We start from the raw sequence: 24,561 nt of genomic DNA, 5'->3' as shown, positions 1-24,561 counted from the left end.
TATTTTCCAAGTCTCTGAAAACTTAGGCAAACATTTCGCTTATGGCCGTTGATTGATCTTAGCGACAGCCATAACGTTAGTTAGTCTATCGATTTAGTAGAAATATAGCAGCCACCTGTCGCCTCGACATCAGCTAACAGTCAGGAACACCCATGGACCGAGTTGTCATTTCGGATGTCAGGAAGACCTTTCGCCTGAAACAGGGACAATTCATTACCGTGGATGGTCGGGAAACTGATGAGATCGATGTGCTCGGGGGTATTGATCTCAAGATAAGGCCCGGCGAGTTCATCACCCTTGTTGGCCCGAGTGGAAGCGGCAAATCCGTATTGCTGGACATTGTCGGCGGCCTGACAACCGCCACTTCCGGCAATGTTGAATTTGATGGCACGGCCATTCGCGCCCCGCTGGCGGATACGAGCTATGTCTTTCAACAATACGCATTGTTTCCATGGCGCACGACACTGGCAAATGTGGAATACGCGCTTGAAGTGCGGGGAATCGGGCGTCAGCAGCGAAAGACCATTGCAAGGCAGTTTCTGGCACTTTTCGGGCTCAGGGATTTTGAAGACCGCTACCCGAATCAGCTATCCGGCGGCATGCAGCAGCGTGTTGCCATTGCCCGCGCGCTTGCAACCAGTCCGCAACTTCTGCTGATGGATGAGCCATTCGCTGCGCTGGATGCCCAGACACGGGAAATCCTGCAGGCAGAGTTGCTGCGCATCTGGGACGAAATCAAGACAACGGTGATTTTCGTTACCCATGCCTTGGACGAGGCGATTTACCTTGCCGACCGGGTGGTGGTCATGACCGCCCGCCCCGGCCGGATCAAGGCAGTCTTCGACATCGATCTTCCCCGCCCGCGCGATGCTGATGTGCGCGCGTCAGATGCCTTCAATGCCTACCGCCAACAGGTGTGGGAGGTGCTGCGGGATGAGGTGAACAAGGCCCAGAAAGACTGGACCGTTTCGCCGGCATTGGCGAGCTGAGCAGCGTATTCAGACAGAACCGGAGCATTTGAATGTCAGCGATAAGCGTTATCCGATCCCTTCCCGATCGCCCGGCTCCGGCACGGACCGCCATTCGGCGCAGGCCTCGCCAATACGGCACCCTGATCTATGGACTGCCTCTCATGGCATTTCTTCTGCTGGTCTGGGAAATTGCTCCGCGCCTGGACTGGATAAGCCCGATCTTCTTTCCACCAATCAGCGCAGTGGCAGAAAGATGGGTTGAACTGGCGGCGAACGGCGACATCTGGCGTCATACCTCCATCAGCCTGCAACGCACCTTCACAGGCTTTTTCCTGGCAGTCGCCGTGGCCATCCCGCTCGGTTTTCTAATGGGTTATTATCCGCTGTTCGAAAAAATCACGGACTTCTTCGTACAGACGCTTCGCAACACCTCGCAATTTGCTCTTCTGCCGGTCTTCATTCTGGTCTTCGGCATTGGCGAGGCGTCAAAAGTCGCTGTGACCTTCTATTCGGCGGTGTTCTTCCTGCTGATCAACACAATTGCCGGTGTCAAAAGCGTCGACCCACTGTTGATACGCGCAGCAAAATCCATGGGCACTTCCAGCTTCGATCTGTTCCGCAAGGTCATTCTTCCGGCCAGCATTCCATCAATCGTCGCGGGTGCACGTCTGGCCGTCAAGGCCTCTATCTTTGCGGTTATTGCCGCTGAAATGCTGGCCGCCAATTCCGGCCTTGGCTATCTGGTTCAGCATTCGCAACTGATGATGCAAACCACCGACATGTATTCCGGCATCATCACGCTCACCGCCATCGGCCTGATCATCAACTATCTTCTGGTCTGGGGCGAACGTCGCGCGACCGCTTGGAATGTTCCGGCCGGCAACACCGAATCCTGATCTGCAAAGTCAGCGCGGTCGGCGCCAACTCCGCCGCGCCTTTCTGAAGCACACTTTCCGATACACCTAACTCGCGAGGTCCTCCCTTGAGCGACATGGCTTCTCCTCGTCCAATTTCCGCGACAACGGCCACAGATGTGCTGGTGCTGGGCGGAGGCCCGGCCGCTGTCTGGGCAGCGCTTGCTGCGGCAAAGGCCGGAGTGCGGGTTGTGTTGGCGGACAAGGGCTATTGCGGAACATCCGGTGCAACGGCGGCGGCAAACACCCACGTCTGGGACCTGCCAGCCGGACAGGACCGGGACGGCGAAGTGGAACGACGCCTGACAAGAGCCACAGGGCTGGCCGAACGCGACTGGCTGGTTCGCGTCATGGAACAGGCAACGAGGGGGCTGGACGATCTTGCCGGATCAGGCTTTCCCTTTCCGGTTCAGGGAGACGGTGCGCAGTATCGCGGGCAATTGCGCGGCCCCGACTATATGAGCTTCATGCGGCGACGCATTCTGCTGGCTGGCGTGACAATTCTGGACCATCACCCCGGGCTTGAACTGCTGAGCGCCGACGGAGTGGTTGCCGGGGCCATCTGCCTGAATGTGCGCAGCGGGCAATTGCATTGCATCAAGGCCGGTGCCGTGGTGATCGCCACAGGCGGCTGCACATTTCTGTCACGCGCGCTGGGCTGCGATGGCAATACAGGTGATGGCTACCTTATGGGCGTGGAAGCGGGCGCCCGCCTTTCGGCCATGGAGTTCAGCGGCCAATACGGCATTTCCCCTTCACACTCGTCGGTCACCAAGGGCATGCCCTACGGCTTTGCCACCCTGACGCTGGAAGATGGGCAGCCGCTGCCCATCAACTCGGAGAAAGACCGGTTCGAGGCCATCGCCAGCGCAATGATTTCCGGCCATACGGTTTATGCCCGGCTGGACCGCGCAACCGACGAGGAACAGATATGGCTGCGCAAGGGCCAGCCCAACTGTTTCCTGCCCTTTGACCGGATTGGCATCAACCCGTTCACCCAGCGCTTTTCCATTACCCTGCGTTCGGAAGGCACGGTGCGCGGTGTCGGCGGTCTGTTGCTTGATACAGAGGACTGCGCCACCACCGCACCGGGGCTTTACGCGGCAGGAGACGCGGCAAGCCGGGAGCGGATTGTCGGTTCATCCTCCGGCGGCGGGCGGCCGAATGCGGCGTGGGCTATTGCATCCGGCAGTTGGAGCGGCGGCGGGGCTGCCCGCTTTGCCCGCTCGCTTGGGAACAGCATCGATGACAGGCAGGCAAGCCCATTGGGCCATGCCGGCCTGCGCCCGCAGCAGCGAACAGCAGCGGATGATTTCTCCCGCGAGGCAACGCAGGCGGTGCGTGAGGAAATTCTGCCGCTGGATATGGGTTTCTACCGTGATGGAATGCGCATCGCCACCTCGTTGAAACGGCTGAATCTGCTGTGGGATGACATTAAAAATCACCTCACTGCACAGGGCCCCCGGCTTATCCGCGCGCGTGAAGCCGCGGCAATGACAGCCACCGCCCGCTGGATCTGGACCAGCACTTTGCACCGGCCTGAAAGCCGGGGCCTCAATCGCCGCACGGACCACCCTGCCCTGAACCGCGAGCTGACACGCAGCATCATTCTGTCCGAGGTCGATACGCCGCGGGTTCGTGCAGGCGATCTCAAAATTCAAGGAGTTGCAGCATGATTGAACTTGTCAGCAGTGATCGCTGCATTGAATGCAACATCTGCGTGCGCATCTGCCCGCGCAACGTATTTGATGCAGTTGCAGAGTCCATTCCGGTCATTGCCCGGCAGGAAGACTGCCAGACCTGCTTCATGTGCGAGCTCTATTGCCCGACAGACGCGCTCTATGTTGCGCCGGAGGCTGACCATTCCATCACCGTATCGGAAGAGATGCTGATCAAGAGCGCCTCTCTGGGCAGCTACGCACGTGAACTTGGATGGCGGCGCGGCAAGGCCGCAGGCACATCCGAAGATCCCACTTACCTCATCCCCGTCGAACGCCCGTCCAGCACCTGGTCGCGCTGATTGCAAAGGACATGTCATGAAAAATCTGATCAAACACACGGCAGCCGCGCTGTCTGCACTGGCTCTGCTGCTTGGCGCAGCCGCCGCGCAGGCACAGGAATACCCTGCCACGGTAAAAATAGGCGCTACCGCGCCCGGAAGCCCGAAATTCATCTGGCATCAGCACCATGGCTGGCTGGAAGAAGCGTTGAAGCCGCACGGTGTAACGGTTGAATGGTACCCGTTTGTCGACGGCGGCGGCGCATTGGTCACTGCTCTCGGTTCCGGGGGAATTGACGTTGCCTACAATGCCGGCAGCAGCCCGGCGCTGCGCATTGGCGCAATCCATCCCAACGTCAACCTGATTGCGGTGGACAATTACGAACCGTTTGGCGCGCCCAGTGTTGTGGTGGCAGCAGACTCGCCCATCAAGACAATTGAAGATCTGAAAGGCAAACGCATCGGCTTCCCGCAGGGAACGGTGCGCCACACCACACTGGCCAAAGTTCTCGACAGTGTTGGCCTGTCGCTCAAGGACGTTGAAACACTGCACATGGCGTTTGATACATCCGGCCCTGCCCTTGTTCGTGGTGATATCGACGCATTGGTTGAAGGTGAAACCACCGTTGCGGAGTTGATTGATCGCGGGGCGGCAAGGCTGCTGGTTGATGGAAATCAGCATCCCGAATGGAGCTCACCCACCGTTATTCTGACCCGCACGGATTATACAGAGCGCTATCCTGAACTTATCAAGACTTTGCTGGAAGTGGACCTTCGCATTTCGCAATGGGCAGATGCCAACAAGGATGAGGCTTTGGCTGTGTTTGCCGAGCAGACGAAAACCAATATTGGCAGTTTGCAGCGCCGCTATTCACATGATGTGCTGTATCAGGACCCGATCATCACCGACAAGGCAATTGCGGTTCTGAAAACCGAAGAGGTATTTCTGCGCGACGCCGGACTGATCAATGGCACGGTTGACTATGACCGTTGGGTCAATGACAGCACTATCAAGCAGGTCTATAGCGAGGCTGGACTAATAAACTAGAACACTTCCATTGTCATAATGTTGTGAGAATACTCTGGCGTTTTGTCATCACGCCATCATGAGGAGAAAACCGCCAAGAGTTTCCACTTTTTCTTCAACGGTTTGCTAGCACCGTCACGAGCCCGATCGGCCGTGACGGTGTTTTTTTGTGCTGGCAAAGCATTCCCTAGACATCTGGTTGCACTCTCGACAATATTCCAAAATCATAAGTTGGTAAAACGATCGGGAAACCATTGTTTTACCTTTTGTGCCAGACCTGAACGCAGCCATGCAGGCAATTGCTCCATCGTATGGGCAACCAGCATCGAGATCATCAGAGGAGCATGAATGTCCTTTGTCACCGAGATTTTTCAGCAATCACCAGAGGTTGCGCTATTTCTGTCACTGGCCGTCGGTTACTGGATAGGCAAGTTCCAGTTTGGCAAGTTTCAGCTCGGCGGTGTTGCTGGCTCACTGCTTGCGGCGGTTGTCATCAGCCAGTTTGGCGTACAGATCGACAATGGAATCAAGGCCGTTCTCTTTGCGTTGTTCATTTATGCTGTCGGTTTTGAAAGTGGCCCGCAGTTTTTCCGCTCATTGGGTCGCCAGTCGTTTCGCGAAATAGTCATGGCTGCTGTTCTGGCCATCAGTGGCCTGGCAACAGTTATTGTGCTGGCAAAGATGTTTGGCCTCGATAAAGGGCTGGCGGCAGGTATCGCGGCTGGCGGCCTCACACAATCGGCCATTATCGGAACCGCTGGTTCGGCTATCGACAAGCTTGGTCTGGCAGCGGACGAGGCCCAGCGGCTTCAGGCCAATGTCGCCATTGGTTATGCTGTCACTTATATTTTCGGATCATTCGGCGCGATTATTGTCTGCGTCAACATCCTGCCCTGGTTCATGAAGCGCAGCATTCGTGACGATGCGGTCAAGGCGGAAGCAGAGATGCTGAAGGGCGCGCAGGTCTATGGACCCGGAGAAGCCCCGGCATTGCCCGAACTGGTTGGCCGAATTTATCAGATATCGGCGGGAGCCGGGCAAACGGTCCACGCTGTGGAAAGCGCCCTGCCCGAAGCCGCCATCACCATTGAGCGCATCAAGCGCAATGGCAAGATCATCGGCGTGGAGCCGGACCTGAAACTGCAGTCTGGTGACCTTGTGCTTGTTGTCGGAAGGCGGGCCGGTGTGATCGGGCTGGAAAGCCGGCTTGGCACGGAAACACCCGGTGCCGAAGGTATGGAGCTTGTTGTCACCACCCGCGACATTGCTATCACCGGCAAGGATTTCGTCGGCCACACGGTCGGGCAGATCATTTCCAACAGCAGCGAGTTGCGGCACGGCATTTATGTCATTGCGGTAACGCGTGGCGGCAGCAAGCTGGAGCTGACGGAAGGCACAACCATCCTGGCCGGAGATATTGTTACCGTTCACGGTGTGCAGGAAGACCTGCAACGCATGGCAAAACTGGTTGGCCCGGAAATCGTCCCCAGCGACAAAACGGATTTCGTATTCCACGGTCTTGGCCTTGTAGCAGGCTTGCTTGTGGGCCTTCTGGTGTTTCGCATTGGCTCCATTCCGCTCACACTGGGTGCGGGTGGCGGTGCGCTTCTGTCCGGCCTGGTGTTCGGCTGGTATCGCAGCCGGCATATGACAATGGGCAACATGCCAACAGCAGCATCAACATTGCTGCGTGACCTGGGACTTGCAGGCTTTGTCGCCGTGGTTGGCCTTCAATCGGGCCAGCAGGCGGTGCAAACCATCATGCAAAGCGGCATTTCCATTTTCCTGATTGGCGTTGTCGTAACCATCCTGCCGCTCATCATCACAATGCTGGTTGGGCGCTATTTCCTTGGCTACCAGAATGTTGCGGTCTTTGCCGGCGCGTTGTCGGGCTCTCGCAGCGCCAACCCGGCCTTTGGTGAAATCCTGGACAAGGCGGGCAACTCTGTACCCACAACGCCCTTCGCCATCACCTATGCCCTGGCCAATGTGTTTCTGACGCTGCTTGGCCCGTTGGTCGTGGCATTTGTGTAGCCCGAACATGACCAGAAAGGGCATAAATGCCCGTAAAACAGTGAGTTAAAGCACCTTCCGCCTCAATTTGACGTGCGTTACCAGCAATGCTTCCATCAGACCTGGAGTGAAACAAAATGACAGATTACAGCCAGTTCGCCAAACTCAGCCCGTTTGAACTGAAAGACGAACTTATCAAGCTGGCCTCCGGCAAAGCCAATGTTGCCATGCTGAATGCGGGCCGTGGCAACCCCAATTTTCTCGCTACCTTGCCACGACGCGGCTTCTTTCGGCTGGGTCTGTTTGCGGCGGCGGAGTCGGAACTGTCATTTTCCTATATGCAGCAGGGCGTCGGCGGCTTACCGCGGATCGATGGAATTGAAGCCCGGTTCGAGCGTTTCACCAGCGACAACCGCGACCTTGAAGGTGTGGATTTTCTAAGACGCGCCCTAAGCTATGTTCGCGATCAGCTTGGCCTGTCCGCCTCGGACTTTCTGCACGAAATGGTGGAAGGCATACTGGGCTGCAATTACCCGGTGCCACCACGCATGCTGCGCGTCAGCGAGCAGATTGTTCGCAATTACCTGACCAAGGAAATGGTTGGCGGCAACATCTCGGCCAAGGACATTGATGTCTTTGCGGTAGAAGGCGGCACCGCCGCAATGACCTACATTTTTGATACGCTGAAGAAGAACCAGCTGGTCAAGGCGGGCGACAAGGTGGCGATTGGCATGCCGGTCTTCACCCCATACATCGAAATTCCGGAACTGGACGTTTATGGCCTGAAGGAGGTTGCAATCAACGCAGATCCGGACGCCGGTTGGCAGTATCCGGATGCGGAACTGGAGAAGTTGAAAGACCCTGCAATCAAGATTTTCTTCTGCATCAACCCAAGCAACCCGCCATCGGTGAAGCTGGATGACCGCAGCCTGGACAAAATTGCCGACATTGTGAAAAATCATCGGCCAGATCTGATGATCCTGACAGATGACGTTTACGGAACCTTCGCCGATAACTTCAAATCACTGTTTGCGGTTTGCCCGCACAACACCATTCTCGTCTATTCCTATTCCAAATATTTCGGCGCAACGGGCTGGCGGCTGGGCGCGGTGGCATTGCAACAGGACAGCGTTCTGGATGTTGCCCTGGGCAACCTGCCCAAAAAGGACAAGGAACTGCTGGAGCGGCGTTATTCGTCCATCACCACTGACGTACCGTCATTGAAGTTCATCGACCGTCTGGTGGCAGACAGCCGCACGGTTGCCTTGAACCACACGGCGGGTCTCTCCACACCCCAGCAGGTTCAGATGGTTCTGTTTTCGCTGTTTGCGCTGATGGATGAGCATGACAACTACAAATCAACCCTGAAAAGCGTCATCCGTCGCCGGCAGGCCGCACTTTACGCGGAACTGGGCATTGACATGCCGGACAATGAAAACTCGGTTGATTATTACACGCTGATCGACCTGGAAACCGTTTCGCTCAAACTGTATGGCGCGAAGTTTGCACAATGGGTGAAGAAGGAATTCACCGCCAATGAACTTCTGTTCCGCATTGCCGATGAAACCGGCATCGTGCTGCTTCCGGGTCGGGGCTTTGGCACGCAGCACCCTTCCGGGCGTGCTTCACTGGCCAATTTGAATGAATATGAATATGCGGCTATCGGCCGTTCGCTTCGCAAAATGGCCGATGAATATTACGAGACCTATTCAAAAAAGAAGAAAGACTGATCCATTCAGTTTCAACCGCAATCATTTTCAGACCCGGCGGATACTCTCCGCCGGGTTTATCATTTACTGATCGGTTGAATCAGCAATCAATACCGCCTCGTCTTTGGCTTGCTCCGGCTCAGCATCCAGAACATTTTTCAGGCTGCTCAACACACCAATCGCGTGGACCGCGTAGGGGCCTATCCAGCGTTGCTGAATTGCGTGAATTGGCAGAGCATCGAGATGGTTCCAACGCTCGCGCCCCCTTCGCTCGACAATCACCAGCCTTGCGGTTTCCAGTACCTTGAGATGCTGCATGACCGTGCACCGGTCCAGCTCCGGCAAAGTCTCACATAGCCGGCCTGTGGTCATCGGAGAACGTTTCAGCAAATCCAGAATTTGCCGTCTGGCTCGATGTCCAAGGGCCTTGAAAAGCGCGTCGTCCTGATCATCAATTGACATGTTATATTTTTATAACACATAATCACGCATGGCAAGAAGGATTGCGATATGGAACTGAAATTCACGGTCAGCGGGCGGATATCCAAACCGGTGGAAGAGGTGTTCGAGGCGGTGGTGGCCCCGGACAGGCTTTCGCAATATTTCACCACAGGCGGTGCAAAGGGCCGCCTGGAAACCGGAGCGGAAGTTTCATGGGACTTTCATGATTTTCCCGGAGCTTTCCCGGTCCATGTTCAGGAAGTTGTGCAGAACGAAAAAATCATTCTGCAATGGGAAGCGGATGGCGCTCCGGGCAGTTGGACAACCGTAACAATGACGTTTGCGGCGCTGGACGATGGGCGAACACTTGTGCGGATCAGCGAATTCGGCTGGCCCGATACAGAAGCAGGCGCAAAGGCCTGTTTTGGCAATTGTGAAGGCTGGACAGGAATGCTGTGCGCCATGAAAGCCTGGCTTGAATATGGCATCAACCTGCGTTCCGGCTTTTACAAATAGCCTCAGGCACCCCTTCACCCGTGCAGCCGCGCGGGATGCGGAGCCATAAGCCGCGCCGAAGGTGAGCCAAGTTTCTGGCGGAATGTGCCATCTGCATAGGCTGTCTTGAACCGTTTGCGCGCCTGCAACTCCGGCACAAGCTGGTCTACAATCGAATTGAGCGTGGCGGGCACCGACAGTCGCGCCAGATTGAAGCCGTCAACACCGGTTGCCTCAGCCCATTCCAGCAACTGGTCGGCTACCTCGGATGCCGTTCCATAAATGAATGGCGCACGAGCGCCCGTTGCAGTGAGCGCGACCAGATCTTTCGCCAGTACGGGTCTGGGCGCCTTTGCCGTTATGTTTTCCAAGGTTGATTGTATTGCATTGGTGCGGGCAAACGGCACTACATCTTCCGGCGAAAGCGTTGAAAGGTCCATGCCTGTCCATCCCGATACAAGCGCAAGCTGTCCGGCTGCATCCAGGTGGCGGGAATATTCCGCATGCAACTCACGCGCTTGGGCACTGGTGGGTGCAATAATGACATTGGCAGCCAGAAACAGTGACAGGTCATTGCCGCTGCGTCCGGCAGCCTCAGCGGCATCGCGAAGCTTGCCGGCCGCACCGGCAGCAATCTTCTGCGTTGGGCCATTGATAAAAACGCATTCGGCATGGCGTCCGGCGAATTGTCGGCCCCGCTCCGATGTTCCGGCCTGAAACAGCACGGGCGTACGCTGTGGCGATGGTTCTGACAGGTGAATTCCATCAACCTGGAAATGCGGCCCATTATGCGTGATCCTGTGAACGCGAGCCGGGTCGGTGAAAATGCCCGCCTCCGCATCGCGCACAACAGCGCCCTCCTCCCACGACGATTCCCAAAGCTTGTAGATTGCGGCCATGAAATCCTCGGCCAGATCATAACGCGCGTCATGTTCTGTCTGCACGGAGCGGCCCATTCCACGCGCACCACTTTCCAGATAACCGGTCACGATGTTCCAGCCGATGCGCCCGCCGGTCATATGATCGAGCGTGGAAAACCGGCGCGCCATTTGAAACGGATGCTCAAAACTCAGATTGGCAGTGATGCCAAAGCCGATGTTGCGGGTTACGTGCGCCATGGCGGAAACCGGCACCACCGGGTCCATGTTGGGAATTTGTGCACCAGCGCGCAAAGCGGCATCCGGAGAGCCGCCATACACATCATAGACGCCGAACACGTCAGCAATGAAAATTGCATCAAGCAGACCGCGCTCTGCGGTCTGGGCCATATCTGTCCAGTAGTCGAGCTTGTTGTAATCCACCGCGCGGTCACCCGGCAGCCGCCACAACCCCGCCCAGTTATGAATCGGTGCACACATTTGAAATGTATTGATTCGCAGCTCTTTGGCCATCAACGCGCCTCACAGGAATAAAACTCTATAACTTCTGGCCTCAGGCGAATGTGTTGCTCCAAACGCAGACCGACTTAAACCGGGCTTTGCGTTTCATTGCTGTTCGCGTGCTCTTTAATTGACACCCTGTGCAAAGAAACGTACTCGCGGCGCCAGCTTACCTACCCTCAGTACAGCCTTCAACCTTGGCCACGTTGCCCGTGCTCTCAGGACCAAGGCTTGGACAGCATCCAACTGGACCGCGCCAGGACCGTTCCAGGCGATCTGATGATCGCCGAAAAACGATCCGACTTTTGGCTTTGTCGCATTGTCTTGCCGTTGAAACGCCACCGTTTCGACGGGAAATGCTCTAAGGAGAATTCGTATGGGATTGACTGACCTCACACGCCGCTCACTGATGAGCGTTGCACTTTTGGCGACAATGACCGGAATGGCCCTGCCTGCGTTTGCGCAGGAAGCCCCGATCAAGCTTGGCCTGCTTGCCCCGTTCAGTGGTTCGGGCGGCCCGTATGGCAAGGAAGAAGAAGACGCGGCCCGTGCCGCAGTCAAAATCATCAACGAAGCAGGCGGCGTTCTGGGCCGCCAACTGGAGTTGATTGTTGCCGATGATGAAACGCAGCCAACCGCTGGTGTTGCAGCCGCGCGCAAGCTGATTGACGTTGATGGCGTCGTTTCAATCTCCGGCATCTGGTCCAGTGCGGTTGCCCTTGCCGTCAAGCCGATTGCCATTGAAAAAGGCGTTCTCCTGACAACCAACGGTTCGGCGGACGAGATTACCCAGGGCGACAATCAAAATCTGGTCTGGCGTTTCCAGACCAATGGCAAAGACTGGGGTGACGCGTTCGGAAAGGCGTTTCTGAATGACGATGTGAAGACGGCGTCCGTTCTTGTTCTTCAAACCCCGTTTACATTGTCCACCATTCAGCCGTTCAAGGAAACATTCACCGCGGGCGGCGGTGAAATTCTCCAGGAGATTCCTTTCAATCCAAACCAGCCTTCCTATCGCGTCGAAGTTGACAAGATTCTTGAAGGCGACCCGGAGGCCATCTTTGTTGCGGCTTATGTCAACGAGCTTTCAGCCGTTGTGAAAGAGGCCTATCGCAACGGGTATGAGGGGACAATTTATGCTTACGGCAATGCTGCTGGCTCCAATGGCCAGTTTGTTGCCAATGTTGGCAAGGAACTGGCGGAAGGCGTGCACCACACCCAGCATGTGCCAGTTGAAAACTCTGAGAGCTATGCCCTTTACCTGAACAGCATCGGCCAGCCGGAAGGAACGGTCATGAGCTTTGGCGCTCAGGTGTTTGACCAGATTGTGCTGACGGCTCTGGCGATTGAAAAAACCGGCTCGACCAAAGGCGCTGACCTTGGTGCCGCGTTTCCCGAACTGGTGAACAGCGATGCCCCTTCGATCGGTGATCCGGTCAAGGCGCTTGAAGCGCTGCGCGCCGGTGAGCCTTTCCGTTACTCGGGTGCTGCATCTGATTTTCGTTTTGAAGCCAATGGCGATCAGTCAAACCTGGCTTACGGCCATTTCGTGATCAAGGATGGCGAGAGCGAGCTGGTGGACGTCATTCGCTGAAAATGTTGGAAGGCCGCAATCTCACAGTCACTTATGACGGGTTCAAGGCGCTGGACGGGGTATCTGTCCAGCTCAAGCCCGGCATGGTGACCGGGCTGATAGGTCCAAATGGCGCGGGCAAGTCCACGCTGTTTTCGGTGCTTGCCGGCTCGGTTATTCCGACCACCGGTCAGGTGTATTTCAACGATGAAGACATTACCTCGCGCCCGCCGGTCATTCGTGCGCGGCTGGGACTTGGCCGGTCGTTTCAACTATCACGTGATCTGGCTGGCCTGACGGTCGTGGAAAATCTGCTTGTGGCGCAGCCTGAGCGCCAGTTCGAAGGCATTGGTGCGGCTCTGTTCCGCCGCAACGCCATCAGGCACCGTCAGGAAATCATGATCGAAAAGGCGCGCGAGCTTCTGTCTCGCGTTGATCTCTGGCGGCTGGCAGATCAACCGTCTGCCGCGCTTTCCGGCGGTCAGAAAAAGCTTCTCGATCTTTGCCGGGTGCTGATGCTGGAGCCTCGTTTCATATTGCTTGATGAACCAAGTGCGGGCGTTAACCCGACACGAATTGCCGAGATAACCGAATTCATCCGCAGTCTGGTGGCCGAAGGCATCTCATTCGGCATGGTGGAGCACAATATGGGCATGGTCGCGGCGCTGTGCGATCAGGTCTACGCGCTGGCAGAGGGCAGGCTTGTTGCGCATGGAACCTTTGAAGAGGTAACGGCCAATGATGATGTGGCCCGTGCCTATCTTGGGGTCGGCGCATGAGCTTCACCGCAAAAAGCCTTGCTGCGGATGGCCTGGTTGCCGGTTATGGTGGCCAGCCGGTTCTGCATGAGGTGAGCTTCACCGCCAATGCCGGGGAAATCCTGACCGTTGTCGGGCCAAACGGCTCAGGCAAATCCACATTGATCAAGACGGTTCTGGGGCTGCTTCGACCGACACAGGGCCGTATTCTGCTGGACGGTAAAGACATTACCCCGCTGTCACCCTCGCAACGCGCCAATGCCGGCATCGGCTACGTGCCGCAGGAAGCGAATGTCTTTCCCAATATGACGGTGCTGGAAAATTTGCGGCTTGGCCTGGATTTCATCCAACGCAAATCCGTGACGCCTTTTGACAAGCGGCTTGACGAAGTGCTGGAGCTTTTTCCGGAAATCCGCTCCAGGCTTTCAGCCCGCGCCGGGCTCTTGTCCGGTGGACAGCGGCAGATGGTGGCCATGGCATCAGCCTTGATGGCGGAACCTTCGGTCCTGGCGCTGGACGAGCCTTCCGCAGGCCTTTCTCCCCGAAATGCGGAACTGCTGTTCGAGATCATTTCACGGATTGCGCGCTCCGGTGTTACCCTGTTCTTGATTGAACAGAACACGAGGCTAGGTCTGGGCGCTTCCGATAGCGGTCTGGTTCTGGTTTCAGGTGAAGTGAAGCTTTCCGGCAAAGCATCCGAAATTCTGGCTGCTCCTGAAATACGCCGCCTTTACCTTGGAGGCGCGTGATGGGCCAGTTGATCGTCAACGGGCTGACAACCGGCATGATCCTTGCCTTGCCCGCCCTTGCCCTTGCCTTGTCGTTCAGCGTTCTGCGCTTTGCCAACTATGCAATCGGTTCTTATGTCACCGTTGGTGCCTTTGTAACCTGGTGGGCTAATGTTGCTCTGGGGCTTCCTATTCTGGCGGCCGCCCTGGCGGGAACCATTGCCGTCGCTGCACTTGCGGTCATGATAGACTGGCTCGTCTATCGCCAGATGCGGGAGCGCTCCGGCCTGACATTGCTTGTGGCATCCATGGGCGTGGCCATTGCGCTTGAAAATGTGGTTCGCCTGTTCGCTGGCAATTCGCCGCGCAGCTTCGATGTGCCGGTTGCCCGGCCGCAACGCTTCTGGGATATTCGCGTCAATCAGGAACAGTTGATCATTCTGATCACGGTTGTCAGCGCGCTCATCCTCGTCTGGCTCATATTCCGCTTCACCCGCCTTGGCCGCGCCATGCGGGCGGTCGCCGACAATTCGGCTCTGGCCTCGGTTCGGGGCATTGCGCGGGGGCGCGTCATCGCAGCCGTCTGGGTCATTTCCGGCGCCCTTGCAGCACTGGCCGGTGTGCTGATTGGCCTGGATACAAGCATAGAGCCGCAAATGGGTTGGAACTATCTGCTGCCCGTTTTCACTGCCGCAATTCTTGGCGGGATTGCAAGCCCGATGGCGGCGGTTGCCGGTGCGCTGGTTCTAGGGCTGGCGGAAGAGATATCAACGCTTTTTCTGCCTCCGCACTATCGCATGATTGTTGCTTTCTCCATTATGGCGGCATTGCTGATGATCCGCCCATGGGGCTTGTTTGGAACGAAGTGGGTGCAGCGATGATCCCGTATCTGATCGCCACGCTTTGCGTCGTTGTCATTTTCACCCTCGCCGGTCTGGCACTCAACCTGCAATGGGGCATGGGTGGGCTTGTCAATTTTGGTCTGTTCGGCTTCTATATGCTCGGAGCTTACATTTGCGGCCTGCTGGTCGTTCGACTGGAGTTGAGCCCGCTTGTCGCAATGAGCATTGCCATTGTCGCTACGGGTGCAATTTCTGCTCTGGTCAGTCTGATTTCAATCCGGTTGAGCGAAGATTATCTGGCTATTGTCACACTGGGTTTTGCCGAGTGCATCCGTCTGTTCATCAGTTATGAGGATTGGCTGACATTTGGCACTCTGGGCGTTTCGGGTATCACCCGCCCGTTTGCCGGACTGGTGCCCGTTCAGTGGAACGATATCCTGTTCGTGGCCTTTGCCATCTGTGCACTCGCGGTGGTCTATGTGACCCTGACTCTCATCTCTGCCTCGCCCTTTGGCCGTTTGATGCGGGCAACGCGAGATGATCCCGATATTGTCAGTTCGCTCGGTCGTTCCGTTCTGACAATTCGTCTGCGCAGTTTTGCGCTTGGCGGTGCCATTCTTGGCCTTGCCGGCTCACTGCACGCTTTTTACTACGGCTATATCGACCCGACGCAATTCACCCCCATCATCACCGCATATGCATTCATGGTGGTGGTTGTGGGTGGCCGCGGCAGCAATCCGGGCGTATTGCTCGCGGCCTTTGTTCTGGTATTTCTGCTGGAAGGCAGCCGTTTTCTGGTGGATTATGTGCCGGGCCTTGATGGCGCAACTCTTGCCTCGCTACGATTGATCGCTGTTGGCGTGGCACTGGTTGTTCTGTTGATTGTCAAGCCAGGCGGATTTGGCCGCGAACGCCCAACCTTGCGTATCTCTCATAACTCCCAGACTTAAGGAAACAGCCATGCCCCGTGTCCCAGCCCTTGGCCGTGAAAATCTTCCCGAAGAGCTGCGCCCGCTCTGGGACAAGATGCTTGCCTATGGCCCTTTTGCCGGCCAGGCCGGTGTTATGGCCAACCGGCTTCCGGTTTTTGAGCATATGTGGAAGCTTCTGACCCAGCTTTCGGATGAAGCCGTTCTCGACAAGCGCTATCTTGAGCTAGCCATCATCACGGTTTCGCTGGTGAACAAATGCGATTTCTGCATTGACCAGCACGCGCCGAAGCTGGCAGTCGCTGGCCTTGTTCTGGAAGGTGTGGAAACGCTTGAAGAATTGCAGGCCTATCCGGCACTCACCGACGTTGACAGGCTGGTTGTCAACTACGCCATTGCGGTTTCAAGTGACTGGCACCGCATTCGCGATCAGGTGCTGGAAGATCTGCGCAAGCATTTCTCAGACGCGCAGATTGTTGAGCTGACATGGCGCATTGCGCTGTGCGGTGCCTTTAACCGCTTTAATGACGTTCTTCAGGTTTCAGCCTGAAATTCCACAGATCGTTACCCTGCCATTGGAGAGATTCTGCACCGATGGCAGGGCGTTTTTTAACGACGCAGCACATCCTGCCATTCCGGATGACGATCAATCTGGGCTTTTGCAAACGGACAAAGCGGAATGATGGCCACCCCGTCGCGTCGGGCATCCTCAATTGCCTGACGCACCAGCCGCTCGCCAACCTTGCGCCCGCGCAGCGCGCCCGGCACTTCGGTGTGGTCAATGATGATCAGGTCTTCGCCCGCCCGGCTATAGGTCATTTCGGCTTCAACCCCGTCGACAACAATCCAGTATCGCCCCTTCGCAGCGCCGTCTTCTCGCTCAACGGTTTCGTCACCCACTGCTGCGGCGGCCTTTGCCGCTTCCGCGTCCGGCGGGCGCACCTGACGCGGCTTGCCCTGTGCACATTCCAGAAGATCCCGGTCCCATTTTCCCAGGTCCGCGGCGGCCTCATAGGTGGTAACCAGAAACTCCATCAAAGCCCTGTCCGGGTCTGCCGAAGATTGCACAGCATCATAGGGCAGAACAAACTCCGACAAATCCTCGCTCCAGAAGGCGGCATCCGGCCCGACTGGGAAGTTTTTGAAGCCGTTGGGCGCTGGATAGGCGTAAGCATAGAAAGCCGGATAATCCAGCCCGCCGCCGCCCGGCCAGAACCCTGCGGATGACACTTCCCGATCATAGGCCTCTTGCGCAACATCGTCTGGCAAAGCTGGAACGCCTCCGCCATGCAGCGGAGCGCGCCGGCCCGAAAACCGCGTAACGGCCAGATCGAAACTGCCCCAGAACAGGTGAACCGGGCTGGCTTTGCCGATGAAGGAAGTGCGAAAGGTTTTGAACACTCTGTCGACAGCCACCAAGGCCTGATGAAAGCGGTGCACGGCATCCCGATCATAAGGCCGCTCGCGGTCGTCCTCAATGAACGGCACCGGATACGGCACTTCGTTGGGTGCGCCGTCAAAAGCCGGCGTTCCGCCAAGCTCCGATATGAGATTGACGAAGCTGGCATGAAACTGCGCAACCGTTGACGGTCCAAGCGGGAAAGATGCGGTGCGCCCCTCTCCGCATGTGCCAACAACCTTATGCTCGCGAAGGTCGAACCATATCTCAATGCCCGGACCGTCGGGTATGGGTGATGAAGCCAGACCGATCGGCGTGACATAGAAAGTCGCGTTCCAGGAGTGGTTGAGCCACGGTGTGTGTGCCAGCCGATACTTACCCGCAATCTGAAGGTAAAGATGCAGGGCGGAGCAAGTCTCCCGCCAGCCGAGATAGTCGAGGTGAGGCCATTGACTGCTCATTTTCTCTCATCCTTACAGCTTTACATCACAGCATTCTGGCAGGTTACCCGCGTCAATAGCCATAGGGTAACCCAGAAGTGTTTGATCTGTAGCTCTAGATTTTGAATGCTGACAGATACACAGGCATGGGGGTAACGCAGCTCGGCCCAGCATGGTCCAGTCTTCCAAGCCAGCGATCAATGGCGCCCGAAAGGTGAGCGGCCAGATGATCCGCTGCGGCCTTTGCAGAACCGCTTGCAAGATGCTCAAGAATCTCGAGGTGCTCCTTTAACGCGTCTTCGATTTGCGAAAGCGGAATGCCCAGCACAGGGTCGAGCAAATGGCGTGTCGGAGCAAACAGGACATGCGTTCGTTTCAGGGCCGTGACGATTTCCTTATTCGGGCAAGCCCCGATGATGTCGATATGAAGGTCGCGTTCAATCCGGTCGAAGCTGGCACCATCCACGATTTCATTCCGGAGTATCTCACGGATGCGCATCTTTGCCTGCTCGATTTGTCGCGGCTCCAATCTCGGGGCAACCAGCTTGAGGGCTCTTGGCTCCAGAAGCTCTCTCAGTTCATACAGATCGCGGATCGTGTCAGACGTGAGCTGGTTTGCGATCCATGCCCCACTTCGGCTTTTGGCGATCAGCCCCAAGCCGTGCATGCGGGCCAGAACATCACGTGTCACGGTGCGGCTGACTTCAAAATGCTCTGCCAGACGCACCTCGTTGATCTTTATGGGCTGATAAAGCATCTGCGTCAGAACGTCCTGCTCTACCGAGGCATAGATGCGTTCCCAATGTCGAGACTGATCCAGATTGATGTCATCAACGTGGGCAGATCCACCCGAATCTGACCGGGCTTCACCGTTAACGAGGTAGCCGCGACGTCCTTGTGACGTGATCAGCCCACCTGCTTCAAGCTCGACCAAAGCCCGGCGCACGGGTGACCGACTGACCGCAAAGACGCGTGCCAGCTGAAGCTCGACCAACCGCTCACCCGGCTGGATAGCTCCACTCCTGATAAGCTCCTCAAGCCGCGCGCGCACCTGGTCGGAAAGGCTGGCGATCTGATTGGCGTCCAATGAACTTCACCCCGCTGGATTTTTCCGCAACCGCTTCGGAAGCCCAAATTCGGTTACCAGGTAATATTTTCTATTGTACAATGGGTACAAAGTACAGTAGACGTGATCGCGTTATGCAGGTCGGGAGGGACCGAACATGAAATATAAAATCATCATTTGCGCCGCTGCGCTCGCAGGATCCTTGGGAGTTGTAAAGGCTGAAGAAGTTATACGCTTCGCGCATATGAACGGGCCATCGCACTTTGTTCATACGGAAGCAGCCGCCATGGCCGAGCGCGTTCGGGAACGCACGGATGGCCAGGTGCGCATCGATTTGTTTCCTTCGGGACAGTTGGGTGAGAGCGCTCAGCTTGTCGAGCAGATGGCTTTCGGTGCCGATCTGATGGGACAGGTTCAGGCGGGCAATCTGGCCGATTACGTCCCCGACTTCTCCATCATCGTTTATCCGTTCATGTATGGCGGCATCGAGGACGTCGAGCGTCTTATCGGTTCTGATCTTGTGACTCAGCTGAATGAGCAGGTTCTCCAGAACAATCTGCGGGTCATGTGTTATCTGCACTATGGTACCCGCGATCTGTACACGCGCAACCGCGAGGCACGCTCGCCCGCCGAAACTGCCGACATGGCCATCCGGGTTCAGCCAGTCACCATCTATACGCAGATGGTCGAGCGCGTGATGGGAGGATCGCCCACGCCAATACCATGGCCAGAGGTTTACTCGGCCCTTGCGCAGGGAGTGATTGATGCGGCAGAGGCTCCCCCATTGTCGATCATCGATCAGCGTCACTATGAGCACGCACGTTTCCTGATCCAGACGAACCATATTCAGGACATCGTACCGCTTGTCATCAGCGCCTCGCAGTTCGACCGTCTAAGCCCCGAGCATCAGGACATTCTGCAGACAGAGGCCGATGCGGCCTGCGCGGCCATGTCAGCGGCCTCCATTGCCAGTTACGAAACCGGAATCAGCAAGCTGCGCGACAACGGGATGACCATCATCAGCGACGTGGACCGAGCAGCCTTTGCCGAACGTGCCGGAACCATTGCTGAATCTTTCCCTGAATGGACACCTGGTCTCTACGAACGCGCGCGCGCAATCATCGATTCCAAATAGGCGGCTGGCGCATCTGGCAGGCGACGGGAGCATTTCTTGCAGGAGCGGCAGCGTTTCAACGGCAAGACAATTCGACAGAACAGAGAGTCAGAGTATTTCAGGTGATCAAAAGATCACATGAAACACTCAAGGTCTCCTGCCCGGCCCTGCCTGCGCCCCTTTGGCCGCTGATCCTCGGGAAAATCAAACATGACCGCAGAACGCCGAGCCATTTTCTGGCTTAACCGTGTCGAGGCCGGCTTGGCAAAGCTGGTTTCCGCCATCGCCATCGTGACACTCATCGCCATCGTTACCATCGTCTTCTCCGCAGTGGTCATGCGCTACGGGTTCAACAGCGCGATGATCTTTTCCTACGATGTCTCCACGGTCCTCTTTGCCTGGCTGATCTTCCTTGGCCTCATCGTCGCTGAACGTGACGGAGCTCATATGGGCATCGATGCCATCGACAGAGTCAAAAGCCCCTGGCTCCGACGCCTGGTGGTGATTGTCAGATACACGCTCCTGCTGATGACATCTATTTACCTTTGCAAGGTTGGCATCAGTCTGGTCGAGCGGACAGGGAACCAGATTCCTTCGCTTCGGATATCGGCACGCTGGCTCTACACCGCGCTGCCGATCGGCTTCGGCTTGCTGAGCTTTTCCTATCTCGTTCGCCTGATCCGCGTTTCCTTCACACGGACGGAGGTCTGACCATGCTCGCTGCTGTCGGTGCCCTGTTCGTCCTGCTGCTGCTGATTGGTGTTCCGGTGGGCATGATCCTGATCATGCTGTCTCTGGTCTACGTTCTCTTTGAACCTGCAGTGCTGGACGTGATTTTTGCCCAGAGGCTGGTTATCGGCACGCAGAGCTTTCCGCTGATCGCCGTGCCCCTGTTCATTCTGACGGGCGAGTTGATGAACATCTCGGGCATCAGTCGGCGCGTGATGACCTTCGCAGGTGTTTTGACGCGACGTTTCTGGGGGCGAATGGCGCTGACAAATGTTGCTTTGAGCACGCTTCTGGCCGGAATGTCAGGATCGTCCAATGGCGACGCAGCCATGCAGGCCAAGATCATGGTTCCCGAGATGCTCCGGCGGGGCTATCCCCGCGGCTACTCGGTGGCGCTGACTGCGGTCACTTCGCTTATTGCGCCAATGATTCCACCCGGCATCGGGCTGATCCTTTTCGGCTTCGTCACCAATGTTTCAATCGGCCAACTCTTTGCCGGTGCAATCATCCCGGGGTTCCTGCTTGCAGCAATGCTGATGGTCCAGGCGTCGATCACCAGCCGTCGCAACCGTTGGGAGCCGCCGGAAACAGGCGCCCCGGATATTCCCCTCGGCCGAGCATTCCTTGCGGCTTTACCGGCTATCCTGCTGCCCGCGATCATCATTGTGGGAATTCGCGGGGGCGTGTTCACCCCGGCAGAAGCAGCCAGCGTGGCGGTTGTCTACACCGCGGTCTGCGTCATAGCCTACAGGGAAGCCAACTGGCGACAGGTCCTCACCGCCCTCCGGTCAACGGTGGTGTCAACCTCCGCAATCCTTCTGATCCTGGCCGCTTCGGCCGCCTTCAGCTGGATCCTGACCTTCGAGCGCGTGCCACAAACAGTTGCTGAAGCAATGCTGGGCCTGACCGGCAGCGCGCATCTGATGCTGCTTCTGGTTGCCTTGCTGCTTCTCATCGCCGGAGCTTTCATAGATGGCACAGCGCTTATCCTCATCCTCGGGCCGATATTCCTGCCAGTGGTCACCGCGCTCGGCGTCGATCCCGTTCATTATGGCGTGATCTTTGTATTGATGGCGCATCTGGGCGGGATAACGCCGCCGGTCGGCACCATCATGTTCGCCACGTGTACGATCACCAAAACGCCGCTGTCCGAGTTCATGCGCGCCATAGTGCCGTTCATCCTCAGCTATCTGGCCTTCACCATCGTCATCATCTTCGTTCCATGGTTCAGCCTCGTGCTGACCGGGCGTTGATCCGATGGCCCATCCATGTTCCGGGAATATGCCATGAACCGCCCTGAGAGGATCACCTGCGTTGAGGATCTGCGCCAGCTTGCGCGTCGACGCGTGCCGCGCATGTTTTACGATTATGTCGATGCGGGCGCATATACCGAGGCAACATATCAGGCAAACCAACGCGACCTTGCCAGCCTGAATTTTGTCCAGCGTGTGGGTATCGACATATCCAATCGCAGTTTAACCGACACGATTCTGGGTCAACAGGTAACGATGCCACTTGCATTGGCACCAACGGGACTGACAGGAATGCAGCATGCGGACGGCGAGATATTGGCAGCCAGGGCAGCGCAGGCCTTCGGGGTGCCATTCACCTTGTCGTCGATGTCCATCTGCTCCATCGAGGATGTGGCGCAAGCAACCAGTGCACCGTTCTGGTTCCAGCTTTATGTTATGAAAGATCGCGCGTTCATTGAGCGACTGGTGGCACGGGCACATGCGGCAGGGTGCACTGCCCTGGTGCTGACAGTTGATCTCCAGGTCCAGGGGCAGCGGCACAAGGACATACTGAACGGCTTGTCGACACCGCCCAAGCCGACCCTGATGAACCTTTTGAACCTGGCGACAAAACCACGCTGGTGCTGGGGCATGGCGCGCACCAGCCGACGCACCTTCGGCAACATTGTCGGTCATGTCGATGGGATCGAGGACGTCTCTTCGCTGGCGGGCTGGGTTGCAGAGCAGTTCGACCAGACATTGTCCTGGAAGGATGTGCGCTGGCTTCGTGAGATGTGGAACCGCAAGCTGATCGTCAAAGGGGTGATGACGCCTGACGATGCGCAGTCGGCGATTGATCATGGCGCGGATGCCGTCATTGTTTCAAACCATGGCGGTCGCCAGCTTGATGGTGCTCCGTCAAGCATCAGTGCGCTTCCAACAATCGCGGAGCGCGTTGGCCAGCAGGCCGAGGTCCATATCGACGGCGGAATCCGCTCCGGTCAGGATCTGCTGCGGGCTCGGGCCCTGGGAGCACAGGCGGCCTACATCGGGCGGCCCTTTCTCTACGGTCTTGGCGCGATGGGGCAAGTTGGAGTGCGCCGTTGCCTGGAGATCATCCACCGCGAACTCGATATCACCATGGCCTTGTGCGGTGTCACCAACATCAAGGACGTTGATCCATCCATCCTTACAACCGGCGCCGATCCGTTTCGACGCCGACCTACTCTCTAAACAAAGGAGCCAGACATGTTCGGCAACTACAAGATGCATGAAAACAGTGGCGTCATGCCTCCCTATGCACCCGCTTATCCGCTGGAGTGGGAATGCACATTGCGCAATATGGAAGTCATCACGCGTGTTGACGAGACGAAACTGCGTGACCTCCTTTCGCACACACCGTTTGAACCGGTGAATGATCGCGTTGCATTCCGGTTCATGGCGTCTCCCGGTCACACATTGTCGCTGCACAATGGCAGAATGTTTGACCTGATGGTCACGGCCGCGGTCCGATACGAGGGGCTGTTCACGCAGACCCATCTTTACATGTTCTGTTCGGATCCAATGGGCATTGCGGCCGGGCGTGAACTGTTCGGTTATACGAAAAAGGATTGCACCTACGCCTTTGACGAGAAAGAGGATGGCTCAATCTCGGGCTGGGTCAATCGCCGCACACTGCCCGTGGCAGATTTCTCGTTCACGCCGGATGCGTCCGCCCCGATCGTCCGACTGGTTGATGGCGAGGAGCAGCCGAATGGTGAAATTCACGTTCGCCGCATTCCCCATCCAGAGCGTCCGGAGACAGCTTATGCTGATGTGGTCTACCGCGCTTTCCCACTTCCCTACAGCGCACCCATCGGGGGCCGTATTGATTTGAAGCTGCATGAGTCCAGGTTCGATCCGCTGACGGAACTGAACCCCGAGGTGCTGTCGGCGCAGTTCATGGTTTCGAACATCTATGCAGGCGGTTTCGGTAAGGAAGATCGACGCCTGATCAAACGGCTCATTCCTTGAAGACGGCATTTATCACAGGGGCAGCGGGCGGGATCGGCCGGGCAATCGCTCTGCGCCTGGCTGGTGACGGTGTAGCGGTTGCTGCGGTCGATATCGACGCCGCAGCCGCTGAGGAAACTGCCCGCGAGATTACCGAAGCGGGTGGCCGCGCCCTTGCGATCAGAGCCGACGTGTCCCAATCGCAAGATTGGTCGGTTGCGCTGGACGCGGCTGAGGCGGAACTGGGTCCCGTCAACATGCTGGTCAACAATGCAGGGATTGAGGGAGCGTTCGCACCGATTGACAGCTATCCGGAAGAGATGTTCGACCGCGTCCTCGCTATCAATGTCCGCGGCGTCTTCCTTGGTTTGCACCATGGACTGATGCGAATGCGCGCGCGAGAAGCCGGGGCGGTGGTGAACATCGCCTCGACATCCGCGATCCGCGGGCGCGCCGGTCTTGCGGGATATGTTGCGGCCAAACACGCAGTGCTGGGCCTCACTCGCACAGCCGCACTGGACATGGCAGGAACGAAAATCCGGGTCAACGCGGTGTTGCCCGGTCCCGTCGAGACGAGAATGATTCATGCCATCGACGCACTGGCCGGCGAAGCCGGGCGCATGGTGCAGCGCGCCGGAAGAAATCAACCGATTCCTCCTGAAAGCGTGGCCGACACAGTCGCATTTCTTCTGTCCGACCAGGCTGCGCATGTGAATGGTGCAGGTTGGGTCATCGATGCGGGATCAACTCTTCCCTGAAAGTTGCTGCCTCACCCGGAAGTGTTTGATCCACGGTATTAGGGCTTGTCGAT

The 24,561-nt window shown here is 57.1% G+C and carries 24 protein-coding genes; 20 read left to right on the top strand and 4 right to left on the bottom strand.

Annotation, left to right across the window (positions count from 1 at the left end; genetic code table 11):
• Positions 1–152 precede the first annotated feature (152 nt).
• From FPY71_RS03340 to FPY71_RS03310, 7 genes are all read left to right on the top strand, one after another.
• Entirely contained in the window at positions 153–989 is an 837-nt protein-coding gene (locus FPY71_RS03340; protein WP_149297618.1) for an ABC transporter ATP-binding protein, read from the top strand.
• A 32-nt stretch (positions 990–1,021) separates the two neighbouring features.
• Positions 1,022–1,867, top strand: coding sequence for an ABC transporter permease (locus FPY71_RS03335; RefSeq protein WP_149297617.1), 846 nt, complete (start codon positions 1,022–1,024; stop codon positions 1,865–1,867).
• A gap of 95 nt (positions 1,868–1,962) precedes the next feature.
• A complete protein-coding gene (locus FPY71_RS03330) occupies positions 1,963–3,561 on the top strand; it encodes an FAD-dependent oxidoreductase (RefSeq protein ID WP_149297615.1) in 1,599 nt (532 codons plus the stop codon).
• Entirely contained in the window at positions 3,558–3,905 is a 348-nt protein-coding gene (locus tag FPY71_RS03325) for a 4Fe-4S dicluster domain-containing protein (RefSeq protein WP_149297613.1), read from the top strand. Before FPY71_RS03330 ends, FPY71_RS03325 begins: the two co-directional genes overlap by 4 nt.
• Before the next feature lie 16 nt (positions 3,906–3,921).
• Positions 3,922–4,932 carry an aliphatic sulfonate ABC transporter substrate-binding protein gene (locus tag FPY71_RS03320; protein ID WP_149297611.1) on the top strand — a complete coding sequence of 337 codons (1,011 nt, stop codon included), beginning with the start codon at positions 3,922–3,924 and terminating at the stop codon, positions 4,930–4,932.
• Positions 4,933–5,259: 327 nt separating this feature from the next.
• On the top strand, positions 5,260–6,945 hold the full coding sequence (aspT, locus tag FPY71_RS03315; RefSeq protein WP_149297609.1) for an aspartate-alanine antiporter: 1,686 nt from the start codon (positions 5,260–5,262) through the stop codon (positions 6,943–6,945).
• 116 nt (positions 6,946–7,061) lie between these two features.
• Complete coding sequence (locus FPY71_RS03310; RefSeq protein WP_149297607.1) at positions 7,062–8,654, top strand: bifunctional aspartate transaminase/aspartate 4-decarboxylase; 1,593 nt, start codon at positions 7,062–7,064, stop codon at positions 8,652–8,654.
• A 63-nt stretch (positions 8,655–8,717) separates the two neighbouring features.
• Here the strand turns inward: FPY71_RS03310 and FPY71_RS03305 are convergent, their stop codons facing one another.
• A complete protein-coding gene (locus tag FPY71_RS03305) occupies positions 8,718–9,095 on the bottom strand; it encodes an ArsR/SmtB family transcription factor (RefSeq protein ID WP_149297604.1) in 378 nt (125 codons plus the stop codon).
• Positions 9,096–9,143: 48 nt separating this feature from the next.
• Here FPY71_RS03305 and FPY71_RS03300 point away from each other — a divergent pair, with 48 nt between their 5' ends.
• A complete protein-coding gene (locus FPY71_RS03300) occupies positions 9,144–9,590 on the top strand; it encodes an SRPBCC family protein (protein WP_149297602.1) in 447 nt (148 codons plus the stop codon).
• Positions 9,591–9,604: 14 nt separating this feature from the next.
• Here the strand turns inward: FPY71_RS03300 and FPY71_RS03295 are convergent, their stop codons facing one another.
• The gene (locus tag FPY71_RS03295; protein ID WP_188052185.1) at positions 9,605–10,960 is read right to left on the bottom strand and encodes an LLM class flavin-dependent oxidoreductase; all 1,356 of its coding nucleotides are present in this window, start codon (positions 10,958–10,960) and stop codon (positions 9,605–9,607) included.
• Between the two features lie 364 nt (positions 10,961–11,324).
• Here FPY71_RS03295 and FPY71_RS03290 point away from each other — a divergent pair, with 364 nt between their 5' ends.
• The 6 genes from FPY71_RS03290 to FPY71_RS03265 are packed head-to-tail and all read left to right on the top strand — an operon-like array spanning position 11,325 to position 16,328.
• Positions 11,325–12,542, top strand: coding sequence for an ABC transporter substrate-binding protein (locus tag FPY71_RS03290; protein ID WP_149297597.1), 1,218 nt, complete (start codon positions 11,325–11,327; stop codon positions 12,540–12,542).
• 2 nt (positions 12,543–12,544) lie between these two features.
• On the top strand, positions 12,545–13,300 hold the full coding sequence (locus FPY71_RS03285; RefSeq protein WP_149297595.1) for an ABC transporter ATP-binding protein: 756 nt from the start codon (positions 12,545–12,547) through the stop codon (positions 13,298–13,300).
• The gene (locus tag FPY71_RS03280; RefSeq protein ID WP_149297593.1) at positions 13,297–14,028 is read left to right on the top strand and encodes an ABC transporter ATP-binding protein; all 732 of its coding nucleotides are present in this window, start codon (positions 13,297–13,299) and stop codon (positions 14,026–14,028) included. The genes FPY71_RS03285 and FPY71_RS03280 overlap by 4 nt, the downstream gene beginning before the upstream one ends.
• Positions 14,028–14,888: a branched-chain amino acid ABC transporter permease gene (locus FPY71_RS03275; RefSeq protein ID WP_149297591.1), complete on the top strand. Its 861-nt coding sequence runs from the start codon at positions 14,028–14,030 to the stop codon at positions 14,886–14,888. The genes FPY71_RS03280 and FPY71_RS03275 overlap by 1 nt, the downstream gene beginning before the upstream one ends.
• Complete coding sequence (locus tag FPY71_RS03270; protein ID WP_210246231.1) at positions 14,852–15,799, top strand: branched-chain amino acid ABC transporter permease; 948 nt, start codon at positions 14,852–14,854, stop codon at positions 15,797–15,799. The genes FPY71_RS03275 and FPY71_RS03270 overlap by 37 nt, the downstream gene beginning before the upstream one ends.
• Positions 15,800–15,809: 10 nt before the next feature.
• Entirely contained in the window at positions 15,810–16,328 is a 519-nt protein-coding gene (locus FPY71_RS03265) for a carboxymuconolactone decarboxylase family protein (RefSeq protein WP_149297590.1), read from the top strand.
• 59 nt (positions 16,329–16,387) lie between these two features.
• On the opposite strand, the gene FPY71_RS03260 is transcribed toward FPY71_RS03265, so the two are convergent.
• A complete protein-coding gene (locus tag FPY71_RS03260; protein WP_149297588.1) occupies positions 16,388–17,638 on the bottom strand; it encodes a DUF5996 family protein in 1,251 nt (416 codons plus the stop codon).
• Between the two features lie 94 nt (positions 17,639–17,732).
• Positions 17,733–18,704, bottom strand: coding sequence for a GntR family transcriptional regulator (locus FPY71_RS03255; RefSeq protein WP_149297586.1), 972 nt, complete (start codon positions 18,702–18,704; stop codon positions 17,733–17,735).
• A 136-nt stretch (positions 18,705–18,840) separates the two neighbouring features.
• Between FPY71_RS03255 and FPY71_RS03250 the strand changes: the two genes are divergently transcribed.
• The 6 genes from FPY71_RS03250 (at position 18,841) to FPY71_RS03225 (ending at position 24,508) form a co-directional block, all read left to right on the top strand.
• Positions 18,841–19,818, top strand: a complete 978-nt coding sequence (locus FPY71_RS03250; RefSeq protein ID WP_149297584.1) for a TRAP transporter substrate-binding protein — start codon at positions 18,841–18,843, stop codon at positions 19,816–19,818.
• Between the two features lie 189 nt (positions 19,819–20,007).
• Complete coding sequence (locus tag FPY71_RS03245) at positions 20,008–20,508, top strand: TRAP transporter small permease (RefSeq protein ID WP_149297582.1); 501 nt, start codon at positions 20,008–20,010, stop codon at positions 20,506–20,508.
• A gap of 2 nt (positions 20,509–20,510) precedes the next feature.
• A complete protein-coding gene (locus tag FPY71_RS03240; protein WP_149297580.1) occupies positions 20,511–21,779 on the top strand; it encodes a TRAP transporter large permease in 1,269 nt (422 codons plus the stop codon).
• 33 nt (positions 21,780–21,812) lie between these two features.
• Entirely contained in the window at positions 21,813–22,991 is a 1,179-nt protein-coding gene (locus tag FPY71_RS03235) for an alpha-hydroxy acid oxidase (RefSeq protein ID WP_149297578.1), read from the top strand.
• A gap of 15 nt (positions 22,992–23,006) precedes the next feature.
• Positions 23,007–23,771, top strand: coding sequence for an acetoacetate decarboxylase family protein (locus tag FPY71_RS03230; protein ID WP_149297576.1), 765 nt, complete (start codon positions 23,007–23,009; stop codon positions 23,769–23,771).
• The gene (locus FPY71_RS03225) at positions 23,768–24,508 is read left to right on the top strand and encodes an SDR family NAD(P)-dependent oxidoreductase (protein ID WP_149297574.1); all 741 of its coding nucleotides are present in this window, start codon (positions 23,768–23,770) and stop codon (positions 24,506–24,508) included. The genes FPY71_RS03230 and FPY71_RS03225 overlap by 4 nt, the downstream gene beginning before the upstream one ends.
• Positions 24,509–24,561: the final 53 nt, after the last annotated feature.

Source organism: Aureimonas fodinaquatilis (genome assembly GCF_008369445.1).
GTDB classification, from domain to species: Bacteria; Pseudomonadota; Alphaproteobacteria; order Rhizobiales; family Rhizobiaceae; genus Aureimonas; species Aureimonas fodinaquatilis.
This window is presented reverse-complemented; position numbering and strand designations above follow the sequence as displayed.